The organism is Paenibacillus sp. FSL H8-0122 (genome assembly GCF_038005345.1).
Classification (GTDB): Bacteria; Bacillota; Bacilli; order Paenibacillales; family Paenibacillaceae; genus Paenibacillus_AQ.
Map to the genome: position 1 here is coordinate 2,404,687 of NZ_JBBOTB010000001.1, position 22,578 is coordinate 2,427,264.

Genomic DNA, 22,578 nt, shown 5'->3' on the forward strand with positions numbered 1-22,578 from the left:
CACCTCCTGTATGGGGTTATTCATTCGTCAGATTATTCTCGACCTGCTGGCGGTCGAACTGCTCACGGTACCAGCCGTTCAGCTCCAGCAGCTCCTGGTGCGTACCCTGCTCTGTAATATGCCCGTCTTCGAGAACAACGATCAGATCGGCATGCTCAATCGCCGAGAGGCGGTGGGTGGAGATGAGCGTGGTTTTGCCGCTGCGCTCCTCGCGGATGTTCTCGATGATCTTCGCTTCTGTCCGCGCGTCCACAGCAGACAAGGCGTCATCCAGAATCAGAATATCAGGATTTGCGATGAAGGCGCGTGAGATGGAGACCCGCTGCTTCTGCCCGCCGGAGAGGGAGACGCCGCGTTCGCCAACCATTGTATCCAGCCCGTCGGATAGGGTGCCGAGGTCATTCTGGAAGGCTGCGGCGGTAATCGCCTGCATGATCCGCTCATCGCTGGCCCCGGAATATCCGAACTGGATATTCTCGCGAACCGACTTAGAGAACAGGATCTGCTCCTGCGGCACGTAGCCCATCCAGCTATGAAGCTGGTCGAGGGCGATCTGGGTGATCGGCACACCGGAGATCAGAATCTCGCCTGTGCCCGCCGGGTATTCATGCAGCAGCTGCTTCAGCAGCGTCGATTTGCCGCTGCCGGTCCGTCCGACCACGCCAAGCGTCTGGCCTTGGGAGAGGGATAAGCTGACTCCGCTGAGATTATCGATGGTAGAGGTCGGATACCGGAAGGTCACATTCTTCAGCTCGATGGTGGTTGGCTGGGCCACCTTAACCGGCTGAGGCACATCTTTGACATCAGGCTTCGCATTCAGCGTCTCGTCGATCCGCTCCAGTGAAGCGCCGCCGCGCTGCATGATATTAATCAGCTCGCCGATCGCGAACATCGGCCACACGATCATCCCGAGGTACATGTTGAACGACACCAGATCGCCGAGCGTAATCTGATTGCGGAATACGAGATAGATTCCGTAGGTCAGGGCAATGATATAGCTGAGACCCACGAACAAGCGGATCGTCGGCTCGAAGAAAGCATCGACCCGGGCGACCGCCATATTTTTGCGGTACACATCATCTGTAATGTCAGAGAAGCGTTTCTCATCGTGCCGCTCCTGCACATAAGCGCGGATGACGCGGATACCCGATACGGATTCCAGTACCTGGTCATTCATGTCACCGAAGGCATCCTGCGCCAGACTGTAGCGGTCGTGGATCGCTTTGCCGTAGAACACCATGGCTACCGCAATCATCGGAAGCGGGATGACCGCAGCCAGTGTCAGCTTCCAGCTGACCAGGAACCCCATGGCGAACAGGACGACCGTGAGATATACGGTGGAGTCGACAAGAGTGAGCATCCCGAAGCCTACGGTTGCGGAGACGGCGCGGATATCGTTGGTGGCCCGGGCCATCAGATCGCCGGTGCGGTTACGCTCGAAGAAGGCGGGGGTCATCGTCATGAGATGATTCATGAACCGCGAGCGCAGCAGGCGCTCCACCAGATTCGAACCCCCGAACAGCTTATGCATCCATATGTAGGTGATCCAGTAAATGATCAGCAGCATAAGTATGATCAGGCCAATGTATTTCATCAGTGAACTTGCAGTGATGGCACCGGTGACGATTTCGTCAATGGCGTTGCCCAGCAGGCGTGGAGGCAGCAGTTCGAGCACACCTACCACGATAAGAAGAATAAGGCCTATAGTATAGCGCCTTTTTTCCCGGCGGAAGAACCAGCCGAGATTTCGGAGTACGGAGAACAAGATGAATCCCTTCCTTTCGTGCTTGGAGTAATTACTAAGTTGGCTTGGTTAACGGAACATTCATAGACACTTGGACAGCAGATCACACTCTCACAGCACGCGAAAAAGCGTACCATCCGAAAACGGATGATACGCCTGTAATTGCGGTTATCATGTCCACGGTGCTATAAGCAGCACAGAGACATGTGAGAGATAAGTTAAGCCTGTTCTCATACGTTACGCGTAATACGCATGAACCTCAGGAATTCTCCACTGCTCGGGCTGCTTCGGTATTCAGTTGGGTATAGTTTTCTACAATAGTGGCGAGGTATACCATATCAATGTTAAACACCGAGATCACCCTTTCTTCATTTTGGTAATAACTTGAAGACGTTTCGTTATGTTCCGAGTTTATCATCACACTTTAAGAATTGTCAAATTTAATTTTGTGGCAGAGACGGCATGTTGCCGTAATACCGCTTCGATTTGGTGAATTGAAGTTTTTTGGGTATGATTGGGGTAGAGGGGAGGAGTGGAGAGATGAACATATTAATTAGTCCGGAAGCAGCCGCCTGGTTCAAAAGAGAACTGAGCCTCCAGGAGGGTGCATATATCCGGTTGTTTCCCCGGTACAGCTCAGGCGGAGGCCTGCATCCCGGCTGCTCGCTGGGCATTGCCACCGAGCAGCCTGGACGTCCTGCTGTGCAGTTCATGGAGGGCGGCTTGACCTTCTATATGGAAGAGCAGGATCTGTGGTATATGGAGGGGTACAATCTGTCGATTGTCTATTCTCAGGCTGAGGATGACATCGAATATAAGTATGAGCCTGTGCCGGTGGCATAAAGGGAGAGCTGCAGCAAAGGGCAGATCCCGGCACTGCCGGGGATGCGGAACAAGCCCTTGCCGTGAGGCAAGGGCTTTTACATGGGGATATGCCCCAAGGCCAACGAAGCTGCCCGCCGCTCAGGTGACGCGATCAGTGCGAGCTGCGGAAGGTCTCTTCCTCCATGGCGAACTCGAAATCATCAATGTCATAGACCTGGACGGGAACTCCGCCTTCGATGATGCGCTGGATCAGCTCGAACTGGTCGGTCAGAATCGGCACCTTCTCACGCTGGGACGCCAGCAGCAGCTCTGTCTCAATCGGATCGAATGCTTCTCCGTAGGAGGCATTGTCAACGCTGTTGATAATGGTGATCTGCGCGTGTCCGCCGAGGAGGATACCGGAGCTTTTGGCCCAGGGGACGTTCAGGCAGCGGTTGATCTTCTTGGCATTCAGCGGCTCCTCGAAATAGTTGATCAGCTCGCGGATTCTGAGTCTGACATGCTTGTCATCATCCGCCTGACTCATCACCGGCTCCTCGCTGTCCCGCAGCTCGTAAAGCTCCATAATTGTGGTATAAGGGACTATATATTCTACAGGGCTCCGCGGGATGAGAAGCTGGCCGTAAATCGCCATCATGACGGCTTCCGTCACAAATTGTCTGGGCATCATTATCCTCCTGAATTTCGGTACTGCAACCGTAACTGTTTAAAAATAATAAAACACTGCAGCGCGCAAATGTCAACTGCACCCTGATGAAGAATGAATTGGAAAGGACCTGACACGCTGTGAAACCTTGGAAATCTTATTATACCTTTGTTCGGCCTTATATGAAATGGATTGTGCTCACTCTGATCATCGGGATGGTCAAATTCAGCATTCCGCTGACGCTGCCGATGATTCTGAAATATGTGGTCGATGAGCTGCTGGGTAATCCGGCACTGACGATAGCGGAGCGGGTCTCGAAGCTGATGACAGTGATAGGCGGGGGCCTGATACTGTTCGTGATTGTCCGGGGGCCGGTGGAGTATTACCGCCAGTATTTCGCCCAGCTGATTACGAGCAAGGTGCTATTCGATATGCGCAATAAGCTCTACGGGCATCTGCAGCGGCTGTCGTTGCGTTATTACCAGAATACGAAGGTAGGCGAGGCCATCTCCCGGTTCATTAACGATGTCGAGCAGTCGAAGAACCTGGTTGAGGTCGGAATGATGAATGTCTGGCTGGATATGTTCACCCTGCTCTTCGCCCTGGGCTTCATGCTCTATCTGAATCCGGTGCTGACGCTGGTAGCGATTGCGATTCTGCCGCTGTATGGCATTGCCGTCAATACGCTGTACAAGCGTCTCAAGGTGCTGACCAAAGACCGGTCGCAGGCACTTGCCGTCATTCAGGGCTATCTGCATGAACGGATTCAGGGGATTGCGGTCATCCGCAGCTTCACGATGGAGCGGGTGGACCAGCGGCAATTCGAGGAGATCAACGGCAAGTTCCTGCAAAAAGCGCTGGCGCAAACGCGGTGGAACGCCTTCACCTTCGCGATTATCAACACCCTGACCGATATTGCGCCGCTGCTCGTGATCGGGTACGGCGGATACCAGGTCATTCAGGGCAACCTGACGCTCGGGACCTTCGTGGCCTTCTTCGGCTATCTGGACCGGATGTATGCGCCGCTGCGCCGCCTGATCAACTCCTCGACCGTGCTGACCCAGGCTTCGGCATCGCTTGACCGTGTGCTGGAGCTGCTGAATGAGCCGTATGATATTGTCGATGCTCCGGGCGCGAAGCCGCTGCTGAAGCCAGCCGGGAAGATCGAATTCAACAACGTGTGGTTCAAGTATAGCGACGAGCACGAGTGGGTGCTGCGGGACATTAATCTGAGCATTGCTCCGGGCCAGACGGTGGCTTTTGTCGGAATGAGCGGAGGCGGCAAATCCTCGCTGATCAGCCTGATCCCGCGCTTTTATGATATCAGCGACGGCAGTCTGCGCATGGACGGCCACGATATCCGCGGGCTGACCCAGGAAAGTCTGCGGCGGACGGTGGGCATGGTGCTGCAGGATAATTTCCTGTTCAGCGGTTCGGTACGCGACAATATCCGGTTCGGGAACCCGGAAGCGGGGGAAGAGGAGGTGATGAAGGCGGCGGTGTCTGCGAATGCCCACGACTTCATCATGCAGCTGCCTGAAGGTTATGATACCGAAGTGGGAGAACGGGGTGTGAAGCTGTCCGGCGGACAGAAGCAGCGCGTGGCGATTGCCCGGGTATTCCTGAAGGACCCCAAGGTGCTGATTCTGGACGAAGCGACCTCCGCGCTGGATCTGGAGTCCGAGCATCTCATCCAGCAGGCGCTGCAGTCCCTGGCATCTGAGCGGACGACGCTGATTGTGGCCCACCGGCTGTCCACGATTACCCATGCCGACCAGATTATCGTGCTGGAGAACGGGGAAATCACCGAACGCGGCACCCATGAGGAGCTGATGGGACTTGCGGGGAGCTACGCCCGGCTGTTCAACGTTCAGCGGCTGGATGCATAACACGGCTATACTATTCTTGGTCAAAAGAAACAGGCTGCAAGTCCACCCGCTTAGGTGGACTTGCAGCCTGTTTCGTCTTGCCTTGGTCTTGAGGTGGCTACCGGCTTACATCCGGCCAATCAGCAGCGACAGGATGCCGGCGGCAATGAGCGGTCCCACGGGAACGCCTTTGAACAGAGCCACGCCAAGGACGGTTCCGATGAGAAGCCCGGCGACGATGGTCGGCTGGCTGCCCATGAGCACGGCTCCGCGTCCGCCCAGGTAAGCGACCAGGACGCCGACTCCGATGGCGGCCAGGGATTTCCAGTGCAGGAACGACTGGCCGACGGTCTGGAGGGAGATCTTCCCGCTGGCCAGCGGCGTCATGACTCCGATGGTCAGGATGATAATGCCGACGGTCAGTCCGTATTTCTCCAGCCAGGGAAAAGCCTGCTGAAGTCCCAGCACACGGATCAGCAGCAGCACGACCATGGCAATGGTAATCGGCGAGTTGCTGCTGACGACACCGAGCGCTGCCAGACCCAGCAGCAATAACGAGGTTATATCCATAACCTGGATACACTCCTTCTCTAAGTAAGCCTTGTGCTCACAATATGATCGGCAATCAGCTTGCCGTGCCCCCGCCCGCTCTCGATGAATACCTCGTTGGCGTTCCGTCCGGAAGCGATCACCCCGGCGACGTAGATGCCCGGTATATTGCTCTCCATTGTGGCGGGGTTAAAGGCTGGTTTATCCATAGAGTCATCCATCTGCACCCCGGCAGAGGTAAGCAGGGCCCTGCTCGGGCGGAAGCCGGTCATCGCCAGCACGAAGTCATTGTCCAGCTCGGTAATATCCCCATTCACGGAGGAGGTTACCCGCACCGAGGCCGGGGTGATCTCCGTGACGCGCGATTCCAGATGCAGTGTAATGCTCCCCTTCTGCACCATGCTCTCGAAGATCGGACGCACCCAGGGCTTGATATTGTCCGAGATACTGCTTCCCCGGTAGACCATATCCACCTTGGCGCCTACCCGCAGCAGCTCCAGCGCGGCATCCACCGCTGAATTGCTGCCTCCGATTACAGTTACCTTCATGCCGGAATACGGATGAGCCTCGCCAAAATAATGCGTGACCTTCGGCAGCTCCTCCCCGGGAATCCCGATCAGATTAGGCTGGTCGAAGTAACCGGTAGAGATGACTACGTTCGCAGCGTAGCGCTGCTGCTCCTCGCCGCGCTTGTTGACCGTATGTACAACGAAGCTGCCATCCTCCTGCGGCAGAACGGACAACGCTTCTTCATAAGCGGCAATCTCAAGCTGATGCTGCGCGGCCGCACGGCGGTAGTAGACCAGTGCCTCATGGCGGTAGGGCTTGTCATTCGGAGAGGTGAAGGGCACATCTCCAATCTCAAGCAGCGGGGTGGTGCTGAAGAACTGCATGTTGGTCGGATACAGGTAGATGGAATGGACAATGAAGTTCTTTTCCACAATCAGGCTGGAGAGTCCTTGGCGCTGGCATTCGATGGCTGCAGACAGTCCGCAGGGACCGGCGCCGATAATAATAACGTCTAGCATAATATCTATGTCCTCCTAAGGTAGTATTCTATTCAGTAAATGGTACCTTATATTTTTGTTTTTTGCCATGTCCGGTGAATTCCGCAAATTGGGGATTGATCAGATGACAAGATGGGTATATAATTAGATATATATCTAAAATGTAAATTGGCAGCCCCCCAGACTGCCTTACGAATATCCGTAGGAGCGTGATCCCGCTTGCAGTTAGACAAAATTGTCGCCTATCACAAAGCTTTATCCGATCCCACCCGGCTGCGTATTCTTCTGCTCCTGTCACGGGGCGAGGTTCACGGTCATGCCTTGGCCGAGAAGCTGAATCTGTCACAGCCTACGGTGACCCATCATGCAGCCAAGCTGCGTGAAGCCGCACTGATCCTGGAGCGCAGAGACAAGAACACTGTATATTTCAAGCTGAATCCCGAGTTTATCCAGGCAGGCTCTGAGGCCTCGCTGAAATTTATTTTTGCAAAGGGGGTGGAGGAGATGGAGGAAGAGTCGCCTGAACACAGTCTGAAGGAGTCGGTGCTCCGTAATTTTTTTGCCAAAGACGGACGCCTGCGCCAGATTCCCGCACAATACAAGAAGAAATTAATCGCGCTGCAATATATGGTGGAGAAGCTCGAACCCGGCACAGTCTATACGGAGAAAGAGATCAACGAGTTCATTAAGCCGTTCCATGATGATTATGCCACCATCCGCCGCGAGTTCATTATGCACCAGTTCATGTACCGGGAGAATGATAAGTACGAGCTCAACCCGCCCGAACTCTGGACTCACTGGGAAAATGTCAAATAATGATCTAATAAATGGGGATTTTTTATGACAAGTGCGAAACTGCTGATTAATTGTTCAAATAACGAATAAAATGGTATTGTAAGCGTTATCTGACAAAAGCTTCGAAAGGAGACCTTCAGTATGATATTCAAACGTGCCAAAAAAAACTTGCAACCCAATCATCCAACCGTTACCTTGCCGCAGATCAAGCAGGCTGTAAGGCAATTTGAAGAAGATATGCCCGCTCCCATTAACCGTACCGCTCTGATCCAGGAAGATAAGAGTATTGACCTGAACCGGCTCAAACGATATTTAGGCGGAGTTCCGCAGCAGAAATTCTATATGTCCAGCGAGACCTTTGAGATTTTTGAAGAATCTGACAAGCTGGTGCCTTACTACCTCGATATGGTTCAATCGGCGGTAGACAATTATATCAGTGACACCGGCAAGCTGCCGCTGCTCGAAGACGCCTGGCTCCCTGAGGTTCATTACCGGCTGCTGTCCACCGAGCGTTATCTGAAGGAGACACCGCCGTTCCCGCTCTACATTACCGATGAGGAAATGATGCTTACGCATCGCGCAGAGCATTTTGAACACTTTGAATCCTGAAAGCTCTGCGTACCTGATTCCCCCTATACAGGCCATTCTGACGAAGGAGAGGTTGTCCTTCCTGGCGGAATGGTCTTTATTTTGCGCCCGGGAGCGTAGTACAATAAGCATCTGGTGCGTAGACCGCAGAAATGGACGACAGAAAGGGGAGCATAGACATGAGAGAGGTACAAGCTTTGCTGTTTGATCTGGACAATACCCTGATGGACCGGGATCAGACCTTCCGCAGCTTCAGCATGAAGTTTGTGCAGGATCACCTGGGACATCTTAGCGAAGAGCAGGCCGTGCAGGTGGTGGAGGATATGATTATCAGGGATGCCGACGGATACCGGGATAAGGATGGGTTCTTCGCGGAGCTTAGCGAGGTTCTCCCATGGGAGCAGGCATTGACCGCTGCGGACATCCGGGCCTATTATGACGAGACCTATATCCGCCACGGGGCGATAATGGAGCATGCGGTGGAGACCCTGGAGTATTGCCGGGACCGGGGATATCCGCTGGGACTGGTCACGAACGGCGGCAGGGATATTCAATATGGCAAAATCGATCTGCTCGGACTCCGCGGCTACTTCCGCACGATCGTCATTTCGGGTGAGGCCGGGATCAGCAAGCCTGATCCGGCGATCTACCGGTTAGCTCTGGAACGTCTGGGCTCCACGGCGGAGCAGACTATATTCATCGGCGATCATCCGGTGAATGATATCTGGGGGGCGGCGCAGAGCGGGATGGATACGATCTGGCTGAAGCGCAACCACCCTTGGGATGAATCACTGAACGTGAAGCCTCTCGCTGTGATTCAGGAGCTGGATGAGCTCCGGGGCATTATTTAAGCAAGTTAGGGCCCGCTGTTGACAAACGGTATCCGGGCCGTATATTATTACAGCATATTATTTCGGAAGGAGACGATGTCAAATGGCAGTTTATACTAGCGTTTCAGGATTGGTTGCTACTGTTGTGGATACGTGTCTTCCGGGAAATGCGGCTGTGGAGTAATAATTGATCCCCAGCTTCGCAGGTAAGCTCTATGATGCCTTCTAGAGCCGCCGGGAACCGTATCGGTTCCGGCGGCTTTTTTGCGTGTGCAGGTCTGCTGCATCACGCCCGAAATACCGGTGTCTGCTCCTTCTCCCTAAGAGGGAGTAGCCTCCGCTATTCTGGAATGACTCTGCCCGCAGCGGACGGTTCTTTGCTGTACAACAGCAAAAGCCGGACCGCAGCCGAGTCTGCCTCTGCCGCCGGAACCTTTGGGTTCCGGCGGCTTTTTTGTGCGGCGTGACGAGCCAATGCTGCCCGGAGATACATGGATGATGTGATAAGCGGATGTATGATAATAACCCATTCAGGAGGAAATGCATGAATATCGATATCAAGCTAGAACAGTACGGCTGGAATGAAGAATGGAACGGAAAATGGACAGATAAGCTGCGGCTGCTGGACGACAGAGAATATGCAGCGGGGCGGATTGCCGGAGATTTCGGCAGTAAATACAGGGTGATTACCGCAGCAGGTGAAATGTGGGGCGAGCTGTCAGGCAAGTTCCGGCATTCGCTGAGCGGGTCCGGCGAGTATCCGGCGGTAGGCGACTGGGTGGTCCTGGCGATGCAGGATGGAGGAGCGCATGCGGTGATCCATGGCGTGCTTCCCCGTCACAGCGTCATTTCACGTAAGGTGGCGGGCCCGACTCAGGAGGAGCAGATTGTGGCTTCCAACGTGGATACCTTATTCCTGGTCAGTGCACTGAATGATGATTTCAATGTACGGCGGATGGAGCGTTATCTGATTATGGCCTGGAACAGCGGGGCGAATCCCGTCATTCTATTGACCAAGGCAGATCTGTGCACCGATGCGGAGCTGAAAATGGCCGAAATGCAGCAGGCGGCTCCCGGTGTCCCGGTCCATGCGGTCAGTGCCTTGCTGAACGACGGGCGGGAGGAGCTGCAGCCTTATATTGGCTTCGGCCAGACGGTAGCCCTGACCGGTTCGTCCGGCTGCGGCAAATCGACGATGGTCAACTGGCTCAGCGGCCGGAATCTGCAGCTCACCCAGGATGTGCGGGAAGGGGACAGCCGCGGACGTCATACGACCACACACCGCGAGCTGTTCGTCCTCCCGGATGGCGGAATCATCGTCGATACGCCGGGAATGCGCGAGCTGCAATTGTGGGAGGATGACGGCGGACTGGACCTGGCGTTCGGTGAGATCAGCACGCTTGCGGCGGAATGCCGCTTCAGTGACTGTACTCATACACGGGAGGAAGGCTGCGCCGTGCTTGCGGCTGCCGCGAGCGGTGTGCTGGACGGGAAGCGGCTGCAGAATTACCACAAGACACAGAAGGAGCTGCAATTCCAGAACAGCAAGGAAGCGCGACAGAAGCGCAAGACAGCCGCCGCCTCCGCCAAAAGCACCCCGCCCCGTGCCAAGGGCAACAGCTGGCAGCGGGTGCTGGACGAATATTGAGCGGCGATGACATTGCAGGGCGTTGTTGGAGCATGGAAGCGAGCATGGGAATAGGGATGAAAGTTTGCATGACGGAATAAACTTGCTAGATGCTGTGCATTGTGTAAGCAGGAGCTACGCCACCTGGAGTAGTTGGAAAAACGTATCTTAATTTGGTGGTTCGGGAGCTATAGAGGAAATTAGTTGGATAAACGTCATTTGTTACACCGTAAAAGCCTTGATTGGGAAGAGTTGGAGGAGATTAAGTGCCATTTTTCCAACTGCTCTCTAGCTTGAGGTCTCTTGTTCGATGGCAAGTGGAGAAAATCCACCTGCTTCAGCAACTTTTATAGCAGTGGTATCTGGAGAGCACAGCGACCCAAACAACGGTCCGTTCACTCAGCGTCCACCCAAGTGCTCACGTTGATCTAACTCCAAAAAAAAGAGCTGTCCCAAGCAGCCACTTCATGGCATTTGGGACAGCTCTTCATATGCTCTCGGTAAGTCTCCCTACGGAGACTTTCAAAAAGCTATTTATGATCAGATTAGAACGAAGCTGCTGCTGTCTTAGCCAGTTGCAGACCGGAAGCGATAATCTCAGCGGATTTATCCGGGTTCTGGTTGTGTCCTTCGATGATTACCTGTGTAGTTTCCTTGAAGCCCCAGAAGTTCAGGTTGCCCATGATGAAGTTCACGGCCATTTCAGCACTTGCTGCCGGGCCTGCGGAGTACACGCCGCCTCTGGCGTTCAGAACAGCTGCTTTTTTGCCAGTCAACAGTCCTACAGGACCTTCAGCAGTATACTTAAAGGTAGTTCCAGCCTGGTTCAAGTAATCGATATAAGTGTGCAGTACAGCCGGAACGGTCATGTTCCAGAGCGGGAAGGCAAAGACTACTTTGTCAGCGGCCAGGAACTGGTCCAGATATTTCTTAACAAGTGCAGCGCCTGCTGCTTCTTCAGGAGTGGCTTCGAAGCCTTGGGCTGCTTTGTATACGCCAGTGATGAGTGTGTTATCGTAGTAAGGAAGCTGTTCAGCGAACAGGTCGAGTTCAGTGATCTGGTCCTGCGGATGAGTCTCCTTGTAGCTGGACAGGAATTCGTTGTAGAGCTGAACACTTACGGATTGCTCGGCAGGGCGGTTATTAGCTTTGATAAACAGTACATTCGACATTATGATTTCTCCTTAGGTATATATTTAATATTAACTATCGATAATATAGCATTTAATATTTAGTTTGTAAATATCCGTCGGATAAATTTTTTTTCTGCTTACAGAAGCTGCTATCCTTCGCAAATGTACCATATCTTCTATAACGGATTCCTAATTTGCCGCTCAAAGGCCCATATGTAGTTTGACTAATTTCGCAAGCGGTGCAGGTGCGCATCAGGACAAGTTTAGGGGATCAGCGGTCCGGTTATATAGGTGATATAAGGAGAAGAGGAAATGATTCCCTCTCCAGATCTCGGGACTAAGCCCCCATTTAAAGGAGCGATTGACATGTCCATCGACCGTTTCATCCTGAAGAAGCTGGACAGCTGTCACGAAGAGCATACCCGGCGTAACCTGGTGAAGTTGTTCAAATTGCGAATTAAAAAGGCGGAGAAAGAGGAGAACCGGAACCTCCGGATTGGCTGAGTGACGGTATAATATTGACTGCTAAGCGCCTACCATCCTATAAACTAAGCGCATCCCCTCAACATGCGGGTATGTGCTTATTTGTTGTGTACCTTTATATTTATGCAAGTATGTACTTATTCAGGCAAAAAAATATCCCTCTGTTTAATAGAGGGATAAGGCCAATGAATCATTTTCACTGTAACTGTGCAATATAGCTTCTGAGCCTTTAATTTCGATACTGATCAGGGAATTCAAACAGGTCTGCAGGGCGTTTTTGCCTTTTTGAATTTTGAGTTCAAGCGTACTGTTGAGCAGTCGAAGTACTTTTTGGGTCGGCTGTTTGTTTTCTGTTGTGAAATATACAGGGACAAGCTTGTTTTGAAAAGTGATGAGCATTCTCATTTTGAAAACCACCTCGCTAAAAGTATTTCATGGTATTGATCTTACCCTGTGTTTCTTAATTTTACCTTAAAATTAGCTTATGATAACATAAAGATTGCAAGTTTTATAGTTTTGCAGTTTTTTTGAAAGCCACTCATTTACAGTTATACTTACATGTATGCCTAAAAGGAAGGGATAAAGAATGTGAATAAGCAAGATTGTATCTGTCTGGCACAGTATTTGTTCCCGGGTGAGACCGGGCGTAGAGTGGTGGCAGAGCTCCTGCACACAGCCTCCGGCTCCAAGCGGATCTGCAGAATGAAATTCAATGAGCGTGAATATGCGCAGGATGTATGCCTGCAAGTACATAAGGATAAGATCCTCCTGACAGGGTTAACGGAAGAGGACGATTTCAGATACGAGCTGAAGGAGCCGGCAGAGATGAAGCGCGCCTGCTATTACCTGTTCAATTGCTTCGAGCGTGCGCAGCCCCGGAAGCCGTCCGCTCCTGCGGTATTCCTGTCCAGACGGAGTTATGAGGAGATTCATGAGAAGGCCGGAACATGGACGTTGTGTGTGCTGGCGGCTTCACTGGAAGCGGAGACAGGTGATCCTGACAGCTCTGCCGAATTGGCTAAAGTGCTTAAGAACCGGACAGCGTCCGGTGAACTGCGGTTATGTGCGAGGAATGGGGAAGGCTGGACCCTGCAGGAGATTTCTTACATTGAAGCTTCTTCGGGCGGATGGCTAATGCGCAGCAGCAGTGAGCAGGAAGACGGTTATATCATTGCGTTCCCGCTGACCCGGGCGGAGCTGTGTCAAGCTTTTGGGGAATGGCTGCTCTATTAAGATTGTTCTTGCAAAATAACCTCGGCGGAAGCACCGCCCCATTCTGACGAGTCCGGCTCGCTGGTCCGGTACAGCGTGAATACGGCGCTGCGATCATTCATAGAGCGGGCGGGGTTGACGAACCGAATATAATGTAAGCGCTTCACATATTGCACTTTAACCTTTCCATAGACTCCCGCATATGCATAGAGCAAGGGCGAAAGACCCGGGAGGAAAGGAGTGGAGAGGATGAAAGGGTTCAAAAGACTGTCATTGCCGTTCTTGTTGATGCTTGTGCTTGGCTCTGTTCTTGCAGGCTGCGGCAGTAAATCCGCTAATGTCAAGGTGAAGATCGGCGAAGTTACCCGTTCCGTGTTCTATGCGCCTGAATATGTGGCCTTATCGCAGGGCTTTTTCAAGGATGAAGGGCTGGATGTGGAGCTGCAGACGATACCTGGCGGAGATAAAACCATGACGGCCCTGCTCTCAGGGGCAATCGATGTAGCGCTGGTCGGTTCGGAGACCTCCATTTACGTGTACCAGCAGGGGGCGGATGATCCTGTCATTAATTTTGCGCAGCTTACGCAGCGGGATGGAACCTTCTTGTTCGCGCGTACACCGGACAGCCATTTTACATGGGACAAAGTGAAGGGCTCGACCTTCCTGGGGCAACGGCAAGGGGGCATGCCGCAGATGGCGGGCGCATTCACACTGCGCAGCAAGGGGATTGATGCGGGGAAGGATCTGACGCTGATCCAGAACATTGATTTTGCCAATATTGCCGGTGCATTTGCTTCCGGGACCGGGGATTATGTGCAGCTGTTCGAGCCTCAGGCATCGATCTTCGAGAGTGAAGGCCGGGGCCAGGTGGTCGCTTCCTTCGGGGTTGAGAGCGGTTATCTGCCGTATACGGTATTCATGTCCAAGCAGAGCTACATGACTAAGAATCAGGACACGGTGCAGAAATTCACCAATGCGGTCCAGCGTGCCCAGTTATGGGTGAAGGCTCATAGTCCTGAGGAGATTGCTGACGCGGTAATGCCGTATTTTGAAAAGATTGACCGGGGCATTGTGGTCTCTGCCATCAGCCGTTATAAGGAACAGGATACCTATGCGGTGAATCCGGTAATTGATGACAAGGAATGGAATAATCTGCTGGATGTCATTGACCAGGCCGGTGAGCTGAAGGAACGGATTCCAGCCGCTAAGATTGTGAATAACAGCTTTGCAGAGCACGCAGAGAGCACCATTAAGGAGTGAGGAGGCCGACCACTATGCTTCCAGTAGTCGAGTTGAAGGAAGTCACGCACGCCTATCTGGGAGACCGCGAGGCTTCGCTTGCTATAGAGGATCTGAATCTCAGCGTCGGCCAAGGCGAGTTCGTCAGCCTGGTCGGACCGAGCGGCTGCGGCAAAACGACGATTCTGTCGATCATCGCCGGGCTGCTGCAGCCTTCACGCGGTGAGGTGCTGCTCAGCGGACGTAAGGCCGCAGGACCTTCGCCGGAGGTCGGCTATATGCTCCAGCAGGACTATCTCTTCCCCTGGAGGACGATTGAGGATAACGCGCTGCTCGGGCTGGAGCTGACCGGAAGGCTCACCGGAAGCTCTCGTGCCAAATCGCTGCAGCTGCTGGCCGATATGGGGCTGGAGGGCAAGGAGCAGGCTTATCCGGCACAGCTCTCGGGAGGGATGCGCCAGCGTGTCGCTCTGGTGCGGACACTGGCTACCGACCCCGGCCTGCTGCTGCTCGATGAGCCATTCTCGGCGCTGGACTACCAGATTAAGCTGCAGCTGGAGGATCTGGTCTCGGAGACGCTGATGCGCCGGGGAACCACGGCGATTCTGGTTACGCATGACCTGTCTGAAGCGATTGCGGTCAGCAGCCGGGTCATTCTGCTCCAGCCGAATCCGGGCAGAATCCGCAGGATTTTTGAGATTCCGGAAGCGATTCGCAGAACACCGCCGCTGTATGCGCGGGACCTGCCGGGCTTCGCCGGGCTTTTTCACGAGGTATGGAAGGAAATGGAGCTGGCAGGGAGGGAAGAGATGTGAATACAGAAGCGCAGCCCCGTGAGACGGCTTCCCGTGCGCAGTGGCTCGAACAGAAGCATGCGGATTACAGGAAGAAGAAGCTGCGCCGCAAAAGTCAGGTGCTTATGGTCCGGAGCAGCCTGCTGCTGGTGTTCTTCGTGCTCTGGGAAGCCGGGGCCAGAATGGGCTGGATCGATGAGCTGCTGTTCAGTTATCCGACGAAGGTCTTCGGTCAGATCTGGGAGGACATGGTCAGCGGCAGTCTGTGGCCGCATCTGGGAATGACCGTGGGCGAGACCGCGGTGGGCTTTATTCTGGGCACCTTAATCGGGACGCTGCTGGCTGTCGTCATCTGGTGGTCACCGTTTCTGTCCGCCGTCCTGGACCCTTATATGGTCGTATTCAACAGTATGCCGAAGGTGGCGCTGGGCCCGATCTTCATTGTAATGTTCGGGGCAGGCTTCACCGCCATTGTCATTACCACCTTATCTATTACCGTGATTATCACGACTCTGGTAGTGTACAACAGCTTTTGCAGCGTGGACCCGAATCTGGTCAAGGTGGTCCGCTCCTTCGGCGCCTCCAAAAGCCAGGAGTTCTGCAAAGTCATTCTCCCGGCGTCGTTCCCGGCGGTGGTCTCCACCCTCAAGGTGAATGTCGGCATGTCCTGGGTCGGCGTTATTGTCGGTGAATTTCTGGTTGCGAAATCGGGGCTGGGGTATCTGATCATCTACGGCTTTCAGGTGTTCAACTTCACCCTGGTGATGTCGAGTCTGCTCATTATTGCGGCTGTGGCTACGGCCATGTACCAGCTGGTGGTGTATGTGGAGAAGCTGCTGCTGTCGAGACGGTAAGAACCATGTCATATTGTGTCTCTTGGCAAAATCTTGTACCATGACTATATCTTTATTTGAATGATGAAGCTTAACGGTGTAGGAGAGATATTCACATGGGATTTCGTATTATTAAAACGGCGGCTGCAACTCTGCTGTCTATTCTGCTGGCAGCCGCCGCTGGTATCCCTAATGCGCAAAGCGCGGGACTGCTGGCCATTCTCGGGGTGGAAACGACCCGTAAAAGGAGTCTACGCACGATTTCGGCGCGCTTCTTCGCCTCATTGGTGGGACTCTTTTTGGGCTGTATTCTATTCTTCGCCCTGGGCTTTCATTATTGGGTACTCGGACTGTATGTATTGTTCGGCTTCCCGCTGATTGTCAAAGCCGGCTTCAAGGAAGGGATCGTCACCAGCTCGGTAATTGTGTTCCGCGTATTTGGACAAGCTGATATCACGGTTCATATCCTGCTGCAGCAGGTGGAGCTGCTGATTATCGGCCTTGGCTCGGCCGGCCTTGTGAACTTCATCTATATGCCGGAGACCGGCGGGATGATTGCAGGCATCCGCAAGGAGGTGGACGGCTACTTCTCGGTGATCTTCCGGCAGATGGCCAGGACGCTCCGTGATCCCGGCTATATCTGGGACGGGAAAGAGCTGATCGGGGCAGGGGAGACCGTGCAAAAGGGGCTGAGCGCGGCTTCCAGGGAAATGGAGAATCATGTGATTCATCCGGATGAAGCCTGGAACGTGTACTTCTATATGCGCAAGGAGCAGCTGGAGTCCATCCAGAATATGATGCAGCTGCTCTCGCAGGTGTACCGCCAGCTGCCGCATGGGGATATGGTGGCAGAGCTGTTCGACCAGCTAAGCGGCGATGTGCTGGCTGAGGAATATACCGGCCGGACCGAGCGGCTGCTGGAGGAGCTGCAGCAGGAGTTCCAGGAGATGGAGCTGCCGGATTCGCGCGAGGAATTCGAGATCCGCTCCGCGATTCTGCAATTATGCCGCGAGCTTGCGCTGTATCTTAAGATTGCCAAGCGCTATAAGAGCCCGGTGGAGCTGCGTCCGGCTAAGGACAAGCAGCCTGCGAAAGGCAAAGCATAAGCAAATCCATGTAATTTAGGTGTCAGGTATTCACATTCCGGTGTAAAATAACGATAAGAAACATAAGCACCCAAAGTGAGCTTGTCTCTTAAGTTATGTCCAAAACCCAAGAATCTTGGTCTGGCAGGTGAGGAATATGAATAACAGCAATGATCAATATATCGGCAAACAGCTGGTAGCGAACCTTTTTAATCATAGCGGTGTATTTGTCTTGCCGGCATTGACCCTGCTCACCGGAGAGCATATCCGCCTGATTACGCAGCACAAGATTGTTCTGGAGCCGCAGGATGTGGTCCAGGTCGACAGCGCTGCATTCTATCAGCTGGCTGTGGATGATTGTACGGCGGCGATGGAGAGTATTTTTGAGCAGCTGCGTTATACGAAGACGAAGCGTCTGCCGATGATTGAGCTCAGGAATGAAGTGATCCCGTTCATCCAGCAGGTGAGCGAGAAGAATGATTTCTTCGGAATATTGTCTGCGCTGCAGACTAAGGATGACTATACATACAGGCATAATGTGGCGGTGGGCATCATCTCTACGCTGCTCGGCAAATGGCTGAAGCTGAAGCCGGACGAGCTGAGCATGCTGACGATTGCTGCGACGCTTCATGATATCGGCAAAATTATGATTCCGGCCGAGATCCTCACCAAGCCGGGTCCGCTGAGTGAGGATGAATATGCCCTGATGAAAAAGCACACCACCTATGGCTATGAGATGATCCGCGATACGGTGGGCACCAATCATATGCAGGCGCTTGTGGCGCTGCAGCACCATGAGCGGATGGATGGCAGCGGCTATCCCTTCGGCGTGCTGGGCCACCGGATTACGGATTTCAGCAAGATCGTGGCGGTGGCGGATATTTTCCACGCGATGACTTCGGACCGGTTCTACCGTACAGCCGCGCCGCTGTATGAGGTGCTCAAGCAGATGGACGAGAACGTCTACGGCAAGCTGGACCCGTATATCTGCAGTGTATTCATTAATAAGCTGATGCAGTCGATGATCGGCAATGAGGTGCTCCTGACGGACGGGCAGATCGGCAAAATCATTATGATTCTGGCCCATGACCCGCTGCGTCCGCTGGTGAACATCGGTGAGGACTTCATCGATCTCAGCCGCCACCGGCAGCTTGGCATCGTACGTGTACTTTCCTAGCAGGGGGCCTCTGCTCTTCCCGGCTTAAGATGTTGGCACAATAAAAAGTAGCGGTTTTCCCGGTTTGGGGGAGCCGCTACTTTTGTTAAATATAAAAATTTATAGTCTTTGCATTATACATTATCTTTCTATTTCTCGCTGAAACGGTGCCGTCCTTTTAAGGACGGCAATGCCGTTTCCACTTGTTTTTCAGGTCAGGAGACTCATAATGGACTAAATCCGGCAATAAAATGAAGCAAAGGGCTTCAGTTACGGCATCTGAGGGCTTACCCAAATTTATTTCTACTCTAACAATCAACAAATGCCCAGAACGTGCATACACTTGATAGTGAATGATTGTATGGAGGAGGTTCAAAGATGTCATTAAGCCATAAACGTCAAACAAGGGAGATCATTACGAAGGCAATTTGCGGCAAAGGTCGTAAGTTCTCTACAGCAACCCATACCGTGACTCCGCCACATCATCCGACTAGTATTCTGGGGGCTTGGATCATTAACCACCAGTACGAAGCGGTTGCCGCCGGGAACGGAATCGAAGTAATCGGTACCTATGATGTGAACATCTGGTATTCGTACGACAAAAACAAGCAGACCGAGGTTGCCAAGGAAACGGTCTCCTATGTGGAGCTTATTCCATTGTCGTACCTCGACCCGAGACACCGTGCTTCCACGGCACAGGTCTCTGCGGAGGCAACGCAGGAACCCAATTGTGTGGAAGCCGGGGTATCGCCGGGCGGAGGCAGTGTGACACTCCGGGTGGAACGTGAGTTCGATGCGGAACTGGTGGCTGAGACCAAGCTCCGCGTGTTTGTCAGTGATCAGAGTGACGATCTGGAAGACAAGGATTATGATTTTGAAGGCGAGAACTATGATTACGATGATATGGACCCTGACGCTCTGGATGATGAGCTCTAGGAAGGAATGCGCCGCTGCCTGAAGTACTGTGTGGGTTATGATCCATTATATGATGAGAGGGCAGCGGCGTAGAGGGCGAATGCCCTCTTTTTTTTAAAAATGCAAAATAATTTTTTGAACGTTAAATGTATGCTTCACGCTGAGCATTATCCTTCAAGGCGAAATGAAGCGGAGAGGGATGCTGGAGCGGGAGAAGCGGCAGCGACTGTCTGTGGGCTTTGGCTGTAAAATGATAGCGTCATTGCGATTTCGAAATGAATTGGGGGTCAGGCTTCCTCAGCGGCTTATCGCTCAAAGGGTATTGTCCGGTACAGGACGGTGCGCGAGGGGATACGGCCCTGAGGAATTTTCGTATGGGCGGAGGCATTAGACATGAATGAAGGGCTGAACGTATTCCGGCAGCTTGCGCCGGAGCAGATCGAACGCAGGCTCCGGCGCTGCGGGATTGAGGCCGACTCCAATTCTATCGGCAGAGGGTCGCGGCGGCAAGATACAAGAGACATCCGTACCCAGTCGCATGGACAAGACTCCGAAAGCTACAGACAGCACTACCGTGTGCTCATCTTCAATCTGGCCGTGCTGGACTGCCAGCCCCTTGGAGCGGGGGCGGCTATGGGCGGGGGGCTTGGGGCTGGATGGTTGGGTGGGGATGGGAGTGGTGGAGTAGGAGCTGGAGGGCAGAGTGATTATGGGAGTGGTGGAGTAGGAGCTGGAGGGCAGGGTGATTATGGGAGTGGTGGAGTAGGAGCTGGAGGGCAGGGTGAATATGGGAGTGGTGGGGTAGGAGCTGGGGGGCAGGGTGAGTATGGGAGTGGCGGGGGAGGAGTTGGGGGGCAAGGCGGGAATGAGAGAGATGGAGTAGGAGTTGGAGGGCAGGGTGAGTGTGGGAGTGGTGGAGTAGGAACTGGGGGGCAGGGTGATTATGGGAGTGGTGGGGTAGGAACTGGGGGACAGGGTGATTATGGGAGTGGTGGAGTAGGAGCTGGGGGCAGGGTGATTATGGGAGTGGTGGAGTAGGAACTGGGGGGCAGGGAGAGTATGGGAGTGGTGGAGTAGGAGCTAGAGGGCAGGGTGAGTATGGGAGTGGTGAGGTAGGAGCTGGAGGGCAGGGTGAGTATGGGAGTGGTGGGGTAGGAGCTGGGGGTCAGGGTGAGTATGGGAGTGGTGGGGTAGGAGCTGGGGGTCAGGGTGAGTATGGGAGTGGTGGAGTAGGAGCTAGAGGGCAGGGTGAGTATGGGAGTGGTGAGGTAGGAGCTGGAGGGCAGGGTGAGTATGTGAGTGGAGGGGGAGAGTTTGGCAGTTTAGGTGGCGGGGGAAGTGAGTTGCGGGGTTCTGCGGGGGTTCTGCGGACTACTGCGGTGCGGGCGCTGTATAGCCTGGGACTGGATAGCGGCGAGGTGGAGCTGCGGGCCATGGGCGGGCGGAGGTATATGGTGACAGGCATCACTCCGGTGCTGCCTGATCCCGCAGGAGCGCTGCCTGAGCCGTACCGGTCAGCATCCGCAGCGCTTAAGCGGATGCTTGACAGTGAGCAGCCGGGCCGGCCGGGGCTGCTCATGGGCATGGACCCGGAGTTCCTGCTGCTCCGGGAATCCTCGGGCCGCGTCGTGCCGGCGTCGCGGTACCTGCCCATGGACGGCGTCGCGGGCTGCGACGCCGGACCCCCGGGAACGCGCGGCGTGTTCCCGGTGGCGGAGCTGCGCCCTGCGCCGCGCGGGGAACCGCGCGCGCTGCTGGCGCAGCTGATGTCCGCCGCACGCGAGGCGGACCGGCTCATTGCCGACCGCTCGCTCCGCTGGCGGGCGGGAGGTATGCCGCTGCGGGGCTGGGCCCTCGGCGGCCACCTGCACTTCAGCGGCGTCACGCTGTGTGCGCCGCTCCTGCGCGCGCTAGATAACTATCTAGCGCTGCCCCTGTTCCTGCTGGAGGACATCCGGGCTGCGGCCCGGCGTCCCCGCTATGGCGTGCTCGGCGATTTCCGGCGGCAGCCGCATGGCGGCTTCGAGTACCGGACCCTGCCGAGCTTCCTGGTCTCCCCGGTCATCGCCAAAGGCGCGGTCTGTCTGGCTCACCTGATCGTGAGCCATTATGAAGACCTGCCGCTGCGCCCGCTCGACCGGGAAGACCTGCATGCCGCCTTCTACAGCGGCGGCAAATCTCCTCTGCGCACAGCCTGGCCTCCCCTGGAGGCGCAGCTGCGCGCACTGGGCGGCTACGCAGCCGCCGCCCGGTGGATTGATCCGCTGCTGCGCGCCATAGCGGAGCAGCAGAGCTGGGATGAGTCGCGGGATATCCGCGGCTCCTGGGTACGCAGCGCCCCGCCGGACTCCGGGGCGCTGCCCTCCGGGCGGGCGGATGCATATCAATAGAGCCCGCCGCCCGTCAAGTCCCGATAGCCGCCAGTTACAGCTTTTCTGCACCGCTAGGTGTGGGAAGCTGAAGCTATGGCGGCTATATTTTTAAACAAACAATCGTACTCATGTACCTCAATTACTCTGGCTTACTCTCCATTACCTAAGTTACTCAACCAATCCTCCCTTCAAACGTGCGCCCATTCATGAAATTTTGTTTGAAGCACACCTTCAGCGATAGGTGCATAGCCATAGGTGTATTCTGTACAACTAAACACACTCCAAAAGAAGCTTTTTCTTTTCTAAGTGTAGTCTGTACAACTAAATTTGCCCGAATGGCGTGAACCCGTGTACAGATGGATTTTTAAATGTACAAACTACAACTAAACGGATAGTCGGTGGAATATCGGACATTTTAGTTGTACAAATTACAATTATGTATACCACTGTAGCTTGTATATAAAGGGGACACAGAAGAACCTCAAGATGCGGTTGGTCAAACTGCTGTTCGTTACTTCCACTAATAAAAATCTGACGTATTCTTACCAGTGCAAGTTACTATTTTAATCCCGCTATCGCAACTATATGGGTCTGTTGAAGTAATTAACGAAGTGATTAACAAAGCTGATTATCTGAGTGATTGCATTTACTGCAGCAGAATCGCCGTTTGCCAGCGCTGAGATCCATTCTGGTGTAGTTCGTACATTAGATTTCTGGGATTTGGTCCGAAAACTCTGCTTTTAAGGATTTCTAATGTACGAAGTGCAATAGATCCTATTTTTCAGACAATTACAGGGCCATCTAATGCACAAACTACAATAGAATAAAAAACCTGCCAGGAACTCTCATCACCATACCTGACTATGCTTGCCTGAGC

At 53.9% G+C, this 22,578-nt stretch carries 23 protein-coding genes; 17 read left to right on the forward strand and 6 right to left on the reverse strand.

Annotation, left to right across the window (positions count from 1 at the left end):
- Window positions 1–16 precede the first annotated feature (16 nt).
- Window positions 17–1,765 (reverse strand): ABC transporter ATP-binding protein, encoded by a 1,749-nt coding sequence (locus tag NSS64_RS10565; protein ID WP_341140045.1) that lies wholly within the window; start codon window positions 1,763–1,765, stop codon window positions 17–19.
- A gap of 519 nt (window positions 1,766–2,284) precedes the next feature.
- Here NSS64_RS10565 and NSS64_RS10570 point away from each other — a divergent pair.
- Window positions 2,285–2,587, forward strand: a complete 303-nt coding sequence (locus NSS64_RS10570) for a HesB/YadR/YfhF family protein (protein WP_341140046.1) — start codon at window positions 2,285–2,287, stop codon at window positions 2,585–2,587.
- A 133-nt stretch (window positions 2,588–2,720) separates the two neighbouring features.
- Here the strand turns inward: NSS64_RS10570 and NSS64_RS10575 are convergent, their stop codons facing one another.
- Window positions 2,721–3,236 carry an ADP-heptose synthase gene (locus tag NSS64_RS10575; protein ID WP_341140047.1) on the reverse strand — a complete coding sequence of 172 codons (516 nt, stop codon included), beginning with the start codon at window positions 3,234–3,236 and terminating at the stop codon, window positions 2,721–2,723.
- A gap of 119 nt (window positions 3,237–3,355) precedes the next feature.
- Between NSS64_RS10575 and NSS64_RS10580 the strand changes: the two genes are divergently transcribed.
- Window positions 3,356–5,104, forward strand: coding sequence for an ABC transporter ATP-binding protein (locus tag NSS64_RS10580; RefSeq protein WP_341140048.1), 1,749 nt, complete (start codon window positions 3,356–3,358; stop codon window positions 5,102–5,104).
- Between the two features lie 105 nt (window positions 5,105–5,209).
- Here the strand turns inward: NSS64_RS10580 and NSS64_RS10585 are convergent, their stop codons facing one another.
- Together NSS64_RS10585 and NSS64_RS10590 are read right to left on the reverse strand one after the other, a co-directional pair.
- Window positions 5,210–5,653 carry a DUF441 domain-containing protein gene (locus NSS64_RS10585; RefSeq protein WP_340940236.1) on the reverse strand — a complete coding sequence of 148 codons (444 nt, stop codon included), beginning with the start codon at window positions 5,651–5,653 and terminating at the stop codon, window positions 5,210–5,212.
- 20 nt (window positions 5,654–5,673) lie between these two features.
- Complete coding sequence (locus tag NSS64_RS10590) at window positions 5,674–6,660, reverse strand: YpdA family putative bacillithiol disulfide reductase (RefSeq protein ID WP_340940238.1); 987 nt, start codon at window positions 6,658–6,660, stop codon at window positions 5,674–5,676.
- 198 nt (window positions 6,661–6,858) lie between these two features.
- Between NSS64_RS10590 and NSS64_RS10595 the strand changes: the two genes are divergently transcribed.
- The 5 genes from NSS64_RS10595 to rsgA all read left to right on the forward strand — a co-directional run bounded on the left by NSS64_RS10595 (window position 6,859) and on the right by rsgA (window position 10,500).
- Window positions 6,859–7,455, forward strand: a complete 597-nt coding sequence (locus NSS64_RS10595) for a DUF2087 domain-containing protein (protein ID WP_341140049.1) — start codon at window positions 6,859–6,861, stop codon at window positions 7,453–7,455.
- Window positions 7,456–7,575: 120 nt separating this feature from the next.
- Window positions 7,576–8,043 (forward strand): DUF3939 domain-containing protein, encoded by a 468-nt coding sequence (locus NSS64_RS10600; RefSeq protein ID WP_340993217.1) that lies wholly within the window; start codon window positions 7,576–7,578, stop codon window positions 8,041–8,043.
- 158 nt (window positions 8,044–8,201) lie between these two features.
- Window positions 8,202–8,873, forward strand: a complete 672-nt coding sequence (locus tag NSS64_RS10605) for an HAD family hydrolase (protein WP_341140050.1) — start codon at window positions 8,202–8,204, stop codon at window positions 8,871–8,873.
- Window positions 8,874–9,067: 194 nt separating this feature from the next.
- Window positions 9,068–9,319 carry a hypothetical protein gene (locus NSS64_RS10610; RefSeq protein ID WP_341140051.1) on the forward strand — a complete coding sequence of 84 codons (252 nt, stop codon included), beginning with the start codon at window positions 9,068–9,070 and terminating at the stop codon, window positions 9,317–9,319.
- A gap of 77 nt (window positions 9,320–9,396) precedes the next feature.
- Window positions 9,397–10,500, forward strand: coding sequence for a ribosome small subunit-dependent GTPase A (gene rsgA, locus NSS64_RS10615; protein ID WP_341140052.1), 1,104 nt, complete (start codon window positions 9,397–9,399; stop codon window positions 10,498–10,500).
- A gap of 524 nt (window positions 10,501–11,024) precedes the next feature.
- Here the strand turns inward: rsgA and NSS64_RS10620 are convergent.
- Window positions 11,025–11,651, reverse strand: a complete 627-nt coding sequence (locus NSS64_RS10620; RefSeq protein WP_340940244.1) for an FMN-dependent NADH-azoreductase — start codon at window positions 11,649–11,651, stop codon at window positions 11,025–11,027.
- 327 nt (window positions 11,652–11,978) lie between these two features.
- Here NSS64_RS10620 and NSS64_RS10625 point away from each other — a divergent pair, with 327 nt between their 5' ends.
- On the forward strand, window positions 11,979–12,116 hold the full coding sequence (locus tag NSS64_RS10625) for a hypothetical protein (RefSeq protein ID WP_179090468.1): 138 nt from the start codon (window positions 11,979–11,981) through the stop codon (window positions 12,114–12,116).
- Between the two features lie 144 nt (window positions 12,117–12,260).
- Here NSS64_RS10625 and NSS64_RS10630 read toward each other — a convergent pair whose 3' ends face one another.
- On the reverse strand, window positions 12,261–12,500 hold the full coding sequence (locus tag NSS64_RS10630) for a hypothetical protein (protein WP_036699054.1): 240 nt from the start codon (window positions 12,498–12,500) through the stop codon (window positions 12,261–12,263).
- A 183-nt stretch (window positions 12,501–12,683) separates the two neighbouring features.
- On the opposite strand from NSS64_RS10630, the gene NSS64_RS10635 reads away from it, so the two are divergent.
- The 9 genes from NSS64_RS10635 to NSS64_RS10675 all read left to right on the forward strand — a co-directional run bounded on the left by NSS64_RS10635 (window position 12,684) and on the right by NSS64_RS10675 (window position 21,719).
- Window positions 12,684–13,328 carry a hypothetical protein gene (locus NSS64_RS10635; protein WP_340993214.1) on the forward strand — a complete coding sequence of 215 codons (645 nt, stop codon included), beginning with the start codon at window positions 12,684–12,686 and terminating at the stop codon, window positions 13,326–13,328.
- Between the two features lie 228 nt (window positions 13,329–13,556).
- A complete protein-coding gene (locus NSS64_RS10640; protein ID WP_341140053.1) occupies window positions 13,557–14,567 on the forward strand; it encodes an ABC transporter substrate-binding protein in 1,011 nt (336 codons plus the stop codon).
- Between the two features lie 14 nt (window positions 14,568–14,581).
- Entirely contained in the window at window positions 14,582–15,361 is a 780-nt protein-coding gene (locus NSS64_RS10645; RefSeq protein ID WP_076085221.1) for an ABC transporter ATP-binding protein, read from the forward strand.
- Between the two features lie 80 nt (window positions 15,362–15,441).
- Window positions 15,442–16,194 carry an ABC transporter permease gene (locus NSS64_RS10650; RefSeq protein ID WP_445322071.1) on the forward strand — a complete coding sequence of 251 codons (753 nt, stop codon included), beginning with the start codon at window positions 15,442–15,444 and terminating at the stop codon, window positions 16,192–16,194.
- 95 nt (window positions 16,195–16,289) lie between these two features.
- Window positions 16,290–17,279 carry an aromatic acid exporter family protein gene (locus NSS64_RS10655; protein ID WP_340940250.1) on the forward strand — a complete coding sequence of 330 codons (990 nt, stop codon included), beginning with the start codon at window positions 16,290–16,292 and terminating at the stop codon, window positions 17,277–17,279.
- A 136-nt stretch (window positions 17,280–17,415) separates the two neighbouring features.
- Window positions 17,416–18,435 (forward strand): HD-GYP domain-containing protein, encoded by a 1,020-nt coding sequence (locus NSS64_RS10660; RefSeq protein WP_036699042.1) that lies wholly within the window; start codon window positions 17,416–17,418, stop codon window positions 18,433–18,435.
- Window positions 18,436–18,792: 357 nt separating this feature from the next.
- Window positions 18,793–19,350 (forward strand): outer spore coat protein CotE, encoded by a 558-nt coding sequence (locus NSS64_RS10665; protein ID WP_076085230.1) that lies wholly within the window; start codon window positions 18,793–18,795, stop codon window positions 19,348–19,350.
- Window positions 19,351–19,722: 372 nt separating this feature from the next.
- Window positions 19,723–20,367, forward strand: coding sequence for a hypothetical protein (locus NSS64_RS10670; protein ID WP_341140054.1), 645 nt, complete (start codon window positions 19,723–19,725; stop codon window positions 20,365–20,367).
- A gap of 413 nt (window positions 20,368–20,780) precedes the next feature.
- The gene (locus tag NSS64_RS10675; protein ID WP_341140055.1) at window positions 20,781–21,719 is read left to right on the forward strand and encodes a putative amidoligase domain-containing protein; all 939 of its coding nucleotides are present in this window, start codon (window positions 20,781–20,783) and stop codon (window positions 21,717–21,719) included.
- Window positions 21,720–22,578 lie beyond the last annotated feature (859 nt).

What these genes read in the sequence shown, in the direction of transcription:
- NSS64_RS10570 (WP_341140046.1), top strand. Translation starts at nt 2,285, where the DNA reads ATGAACATATTAATTAGTCCGGAAGCAGCCGCCTGGTTCAAAAGAGAA.
- NSS64_RS10575 (WP_341140047.1), bottom strand. Translation starts at nt 3,236, where the DNA reads ATGCCCAGACAATTTGTGACGGAAGCCGTCATGATGGCGATTTACGGC.
- NSS64_RS10585 (WP_340940236.1), bottom strand. Translation starts at nt 5,653, where the DNA reads ATGGATATAACCTCGTTATTGCTGCTGGGTCTGGCAGCGCTCGGTGTC.
- NSS64_RS10590 (WP_340940238.1), bottom strand. Translation starts at nt 6,660, where the DNA reads ATGCTAGACGTTATTATTATCGGCGCCGGTCCCTGCGGACTGTCTGCA.
- NSS64_RS10600 (WP_340993217.1), top strand. Translation starts at nt 7,576, where the DNA reads ATGATATTCAAACGTGCCAAAAAAAACTTGCAACCCAATCATCCAACC.
- NSS64_RS10605 (WP_341140050.1), top strand. Translation starts at nt 8,202, where the DNA reads ATGAGAGAGGTACAAGCTTTGCTGTTTGATCTGGACAATACCCTGATG.
- NSS64_RS10610 (WP_341140051.1), top strand. Translation starts at nt 9,068, where the DNA reads ATGATGCCTTCTAGAGCCGCCGGGAACCGTATCGGTTCCGGCGGCTTT.
- rsgA (WP_341140052.1), top strand. Translation starts at nt 9,397, where the DNA reads ATGAATATCGATATCAAGCTAGAACAGTACGGCTGGAATGAAGAATGG.
- NSS64_RS10620 (WP_340940244.1), bottom strand. Translation starts at nt 11,651, where the DNA reads ATGTCGAATGTACTGTTTATCAAAGCTAATAACCGCCCTGCCGAGCAA.
- NSS64_RS10625 (WP_179090468.1), top strand. Translation starts at nt 11,979, where the DNA reads ATGTCCATCGACCGTTTCATCCTGAAGAAGCTGGACAGCTGTCACGAA.
- NSS64_RS10630 (WP_036699054.1), bottom strand. Translation starts at nt 12,500, where the DNA reads ATGAGAATGCTCATCACTTTTCAAAACAAGCTTGTCCCTGTATATTTC.
- NSS64_RS10640 (WP_341140053.1), top strand. Translation starts at nt 13,557, where the DNA reads ATGAAAGGGTTCAAAAGACTGTCATTGCCGTTCTTGTTGATGCTTGTG.
- NSS64_RS10645 (WP_076085221.1), top strand. Translation starts at nt 14,582, where the DNA reads ATGCTTCCAGTAGTCGAGTTGAAGGAAGTCACGCACGCCTATCTGGGA.
- NSS64_RS10655 (WP_340940250.1), top strand. Translation starts at nt 16,290, where the DNA reads ATGGGATTTCGTATTATTAAAACGGCGGCTGCAACTCTGCTGTCTATT.
- NSS64_RS10660 (WP_036699042.1), top strand. Translation starts at nt 17,416, where the DNA reads ATGAATAACAGCAATGATCAATATATCGGCAAACAGCTGGTAGCGAAC.
- NSS64_RS10665 (WP_076085230.1), top strand. Translation starts at nt 18,793, where the DNA reads ATGTCATTAAGCCATAAACGTCAAACAAGGGAGATCATTACGAAGGCA.
- NSS64_RS10670 (WP_341140054.1), top strand. Translation starts at nt 19,723, where the DNA reads ATGAATGAAGGGCTGAACGTATTCCGGCAGCTTGCGCCGGAGCAGATC.
- NSS64_RS10675 (WP_341140055.1), top strand. Translation starts at nt 20,781, where the DNA reads ATGGTGACAGGCATCACTCCGGTGCTGCCTGATCCCGCAGGAGCGCTG.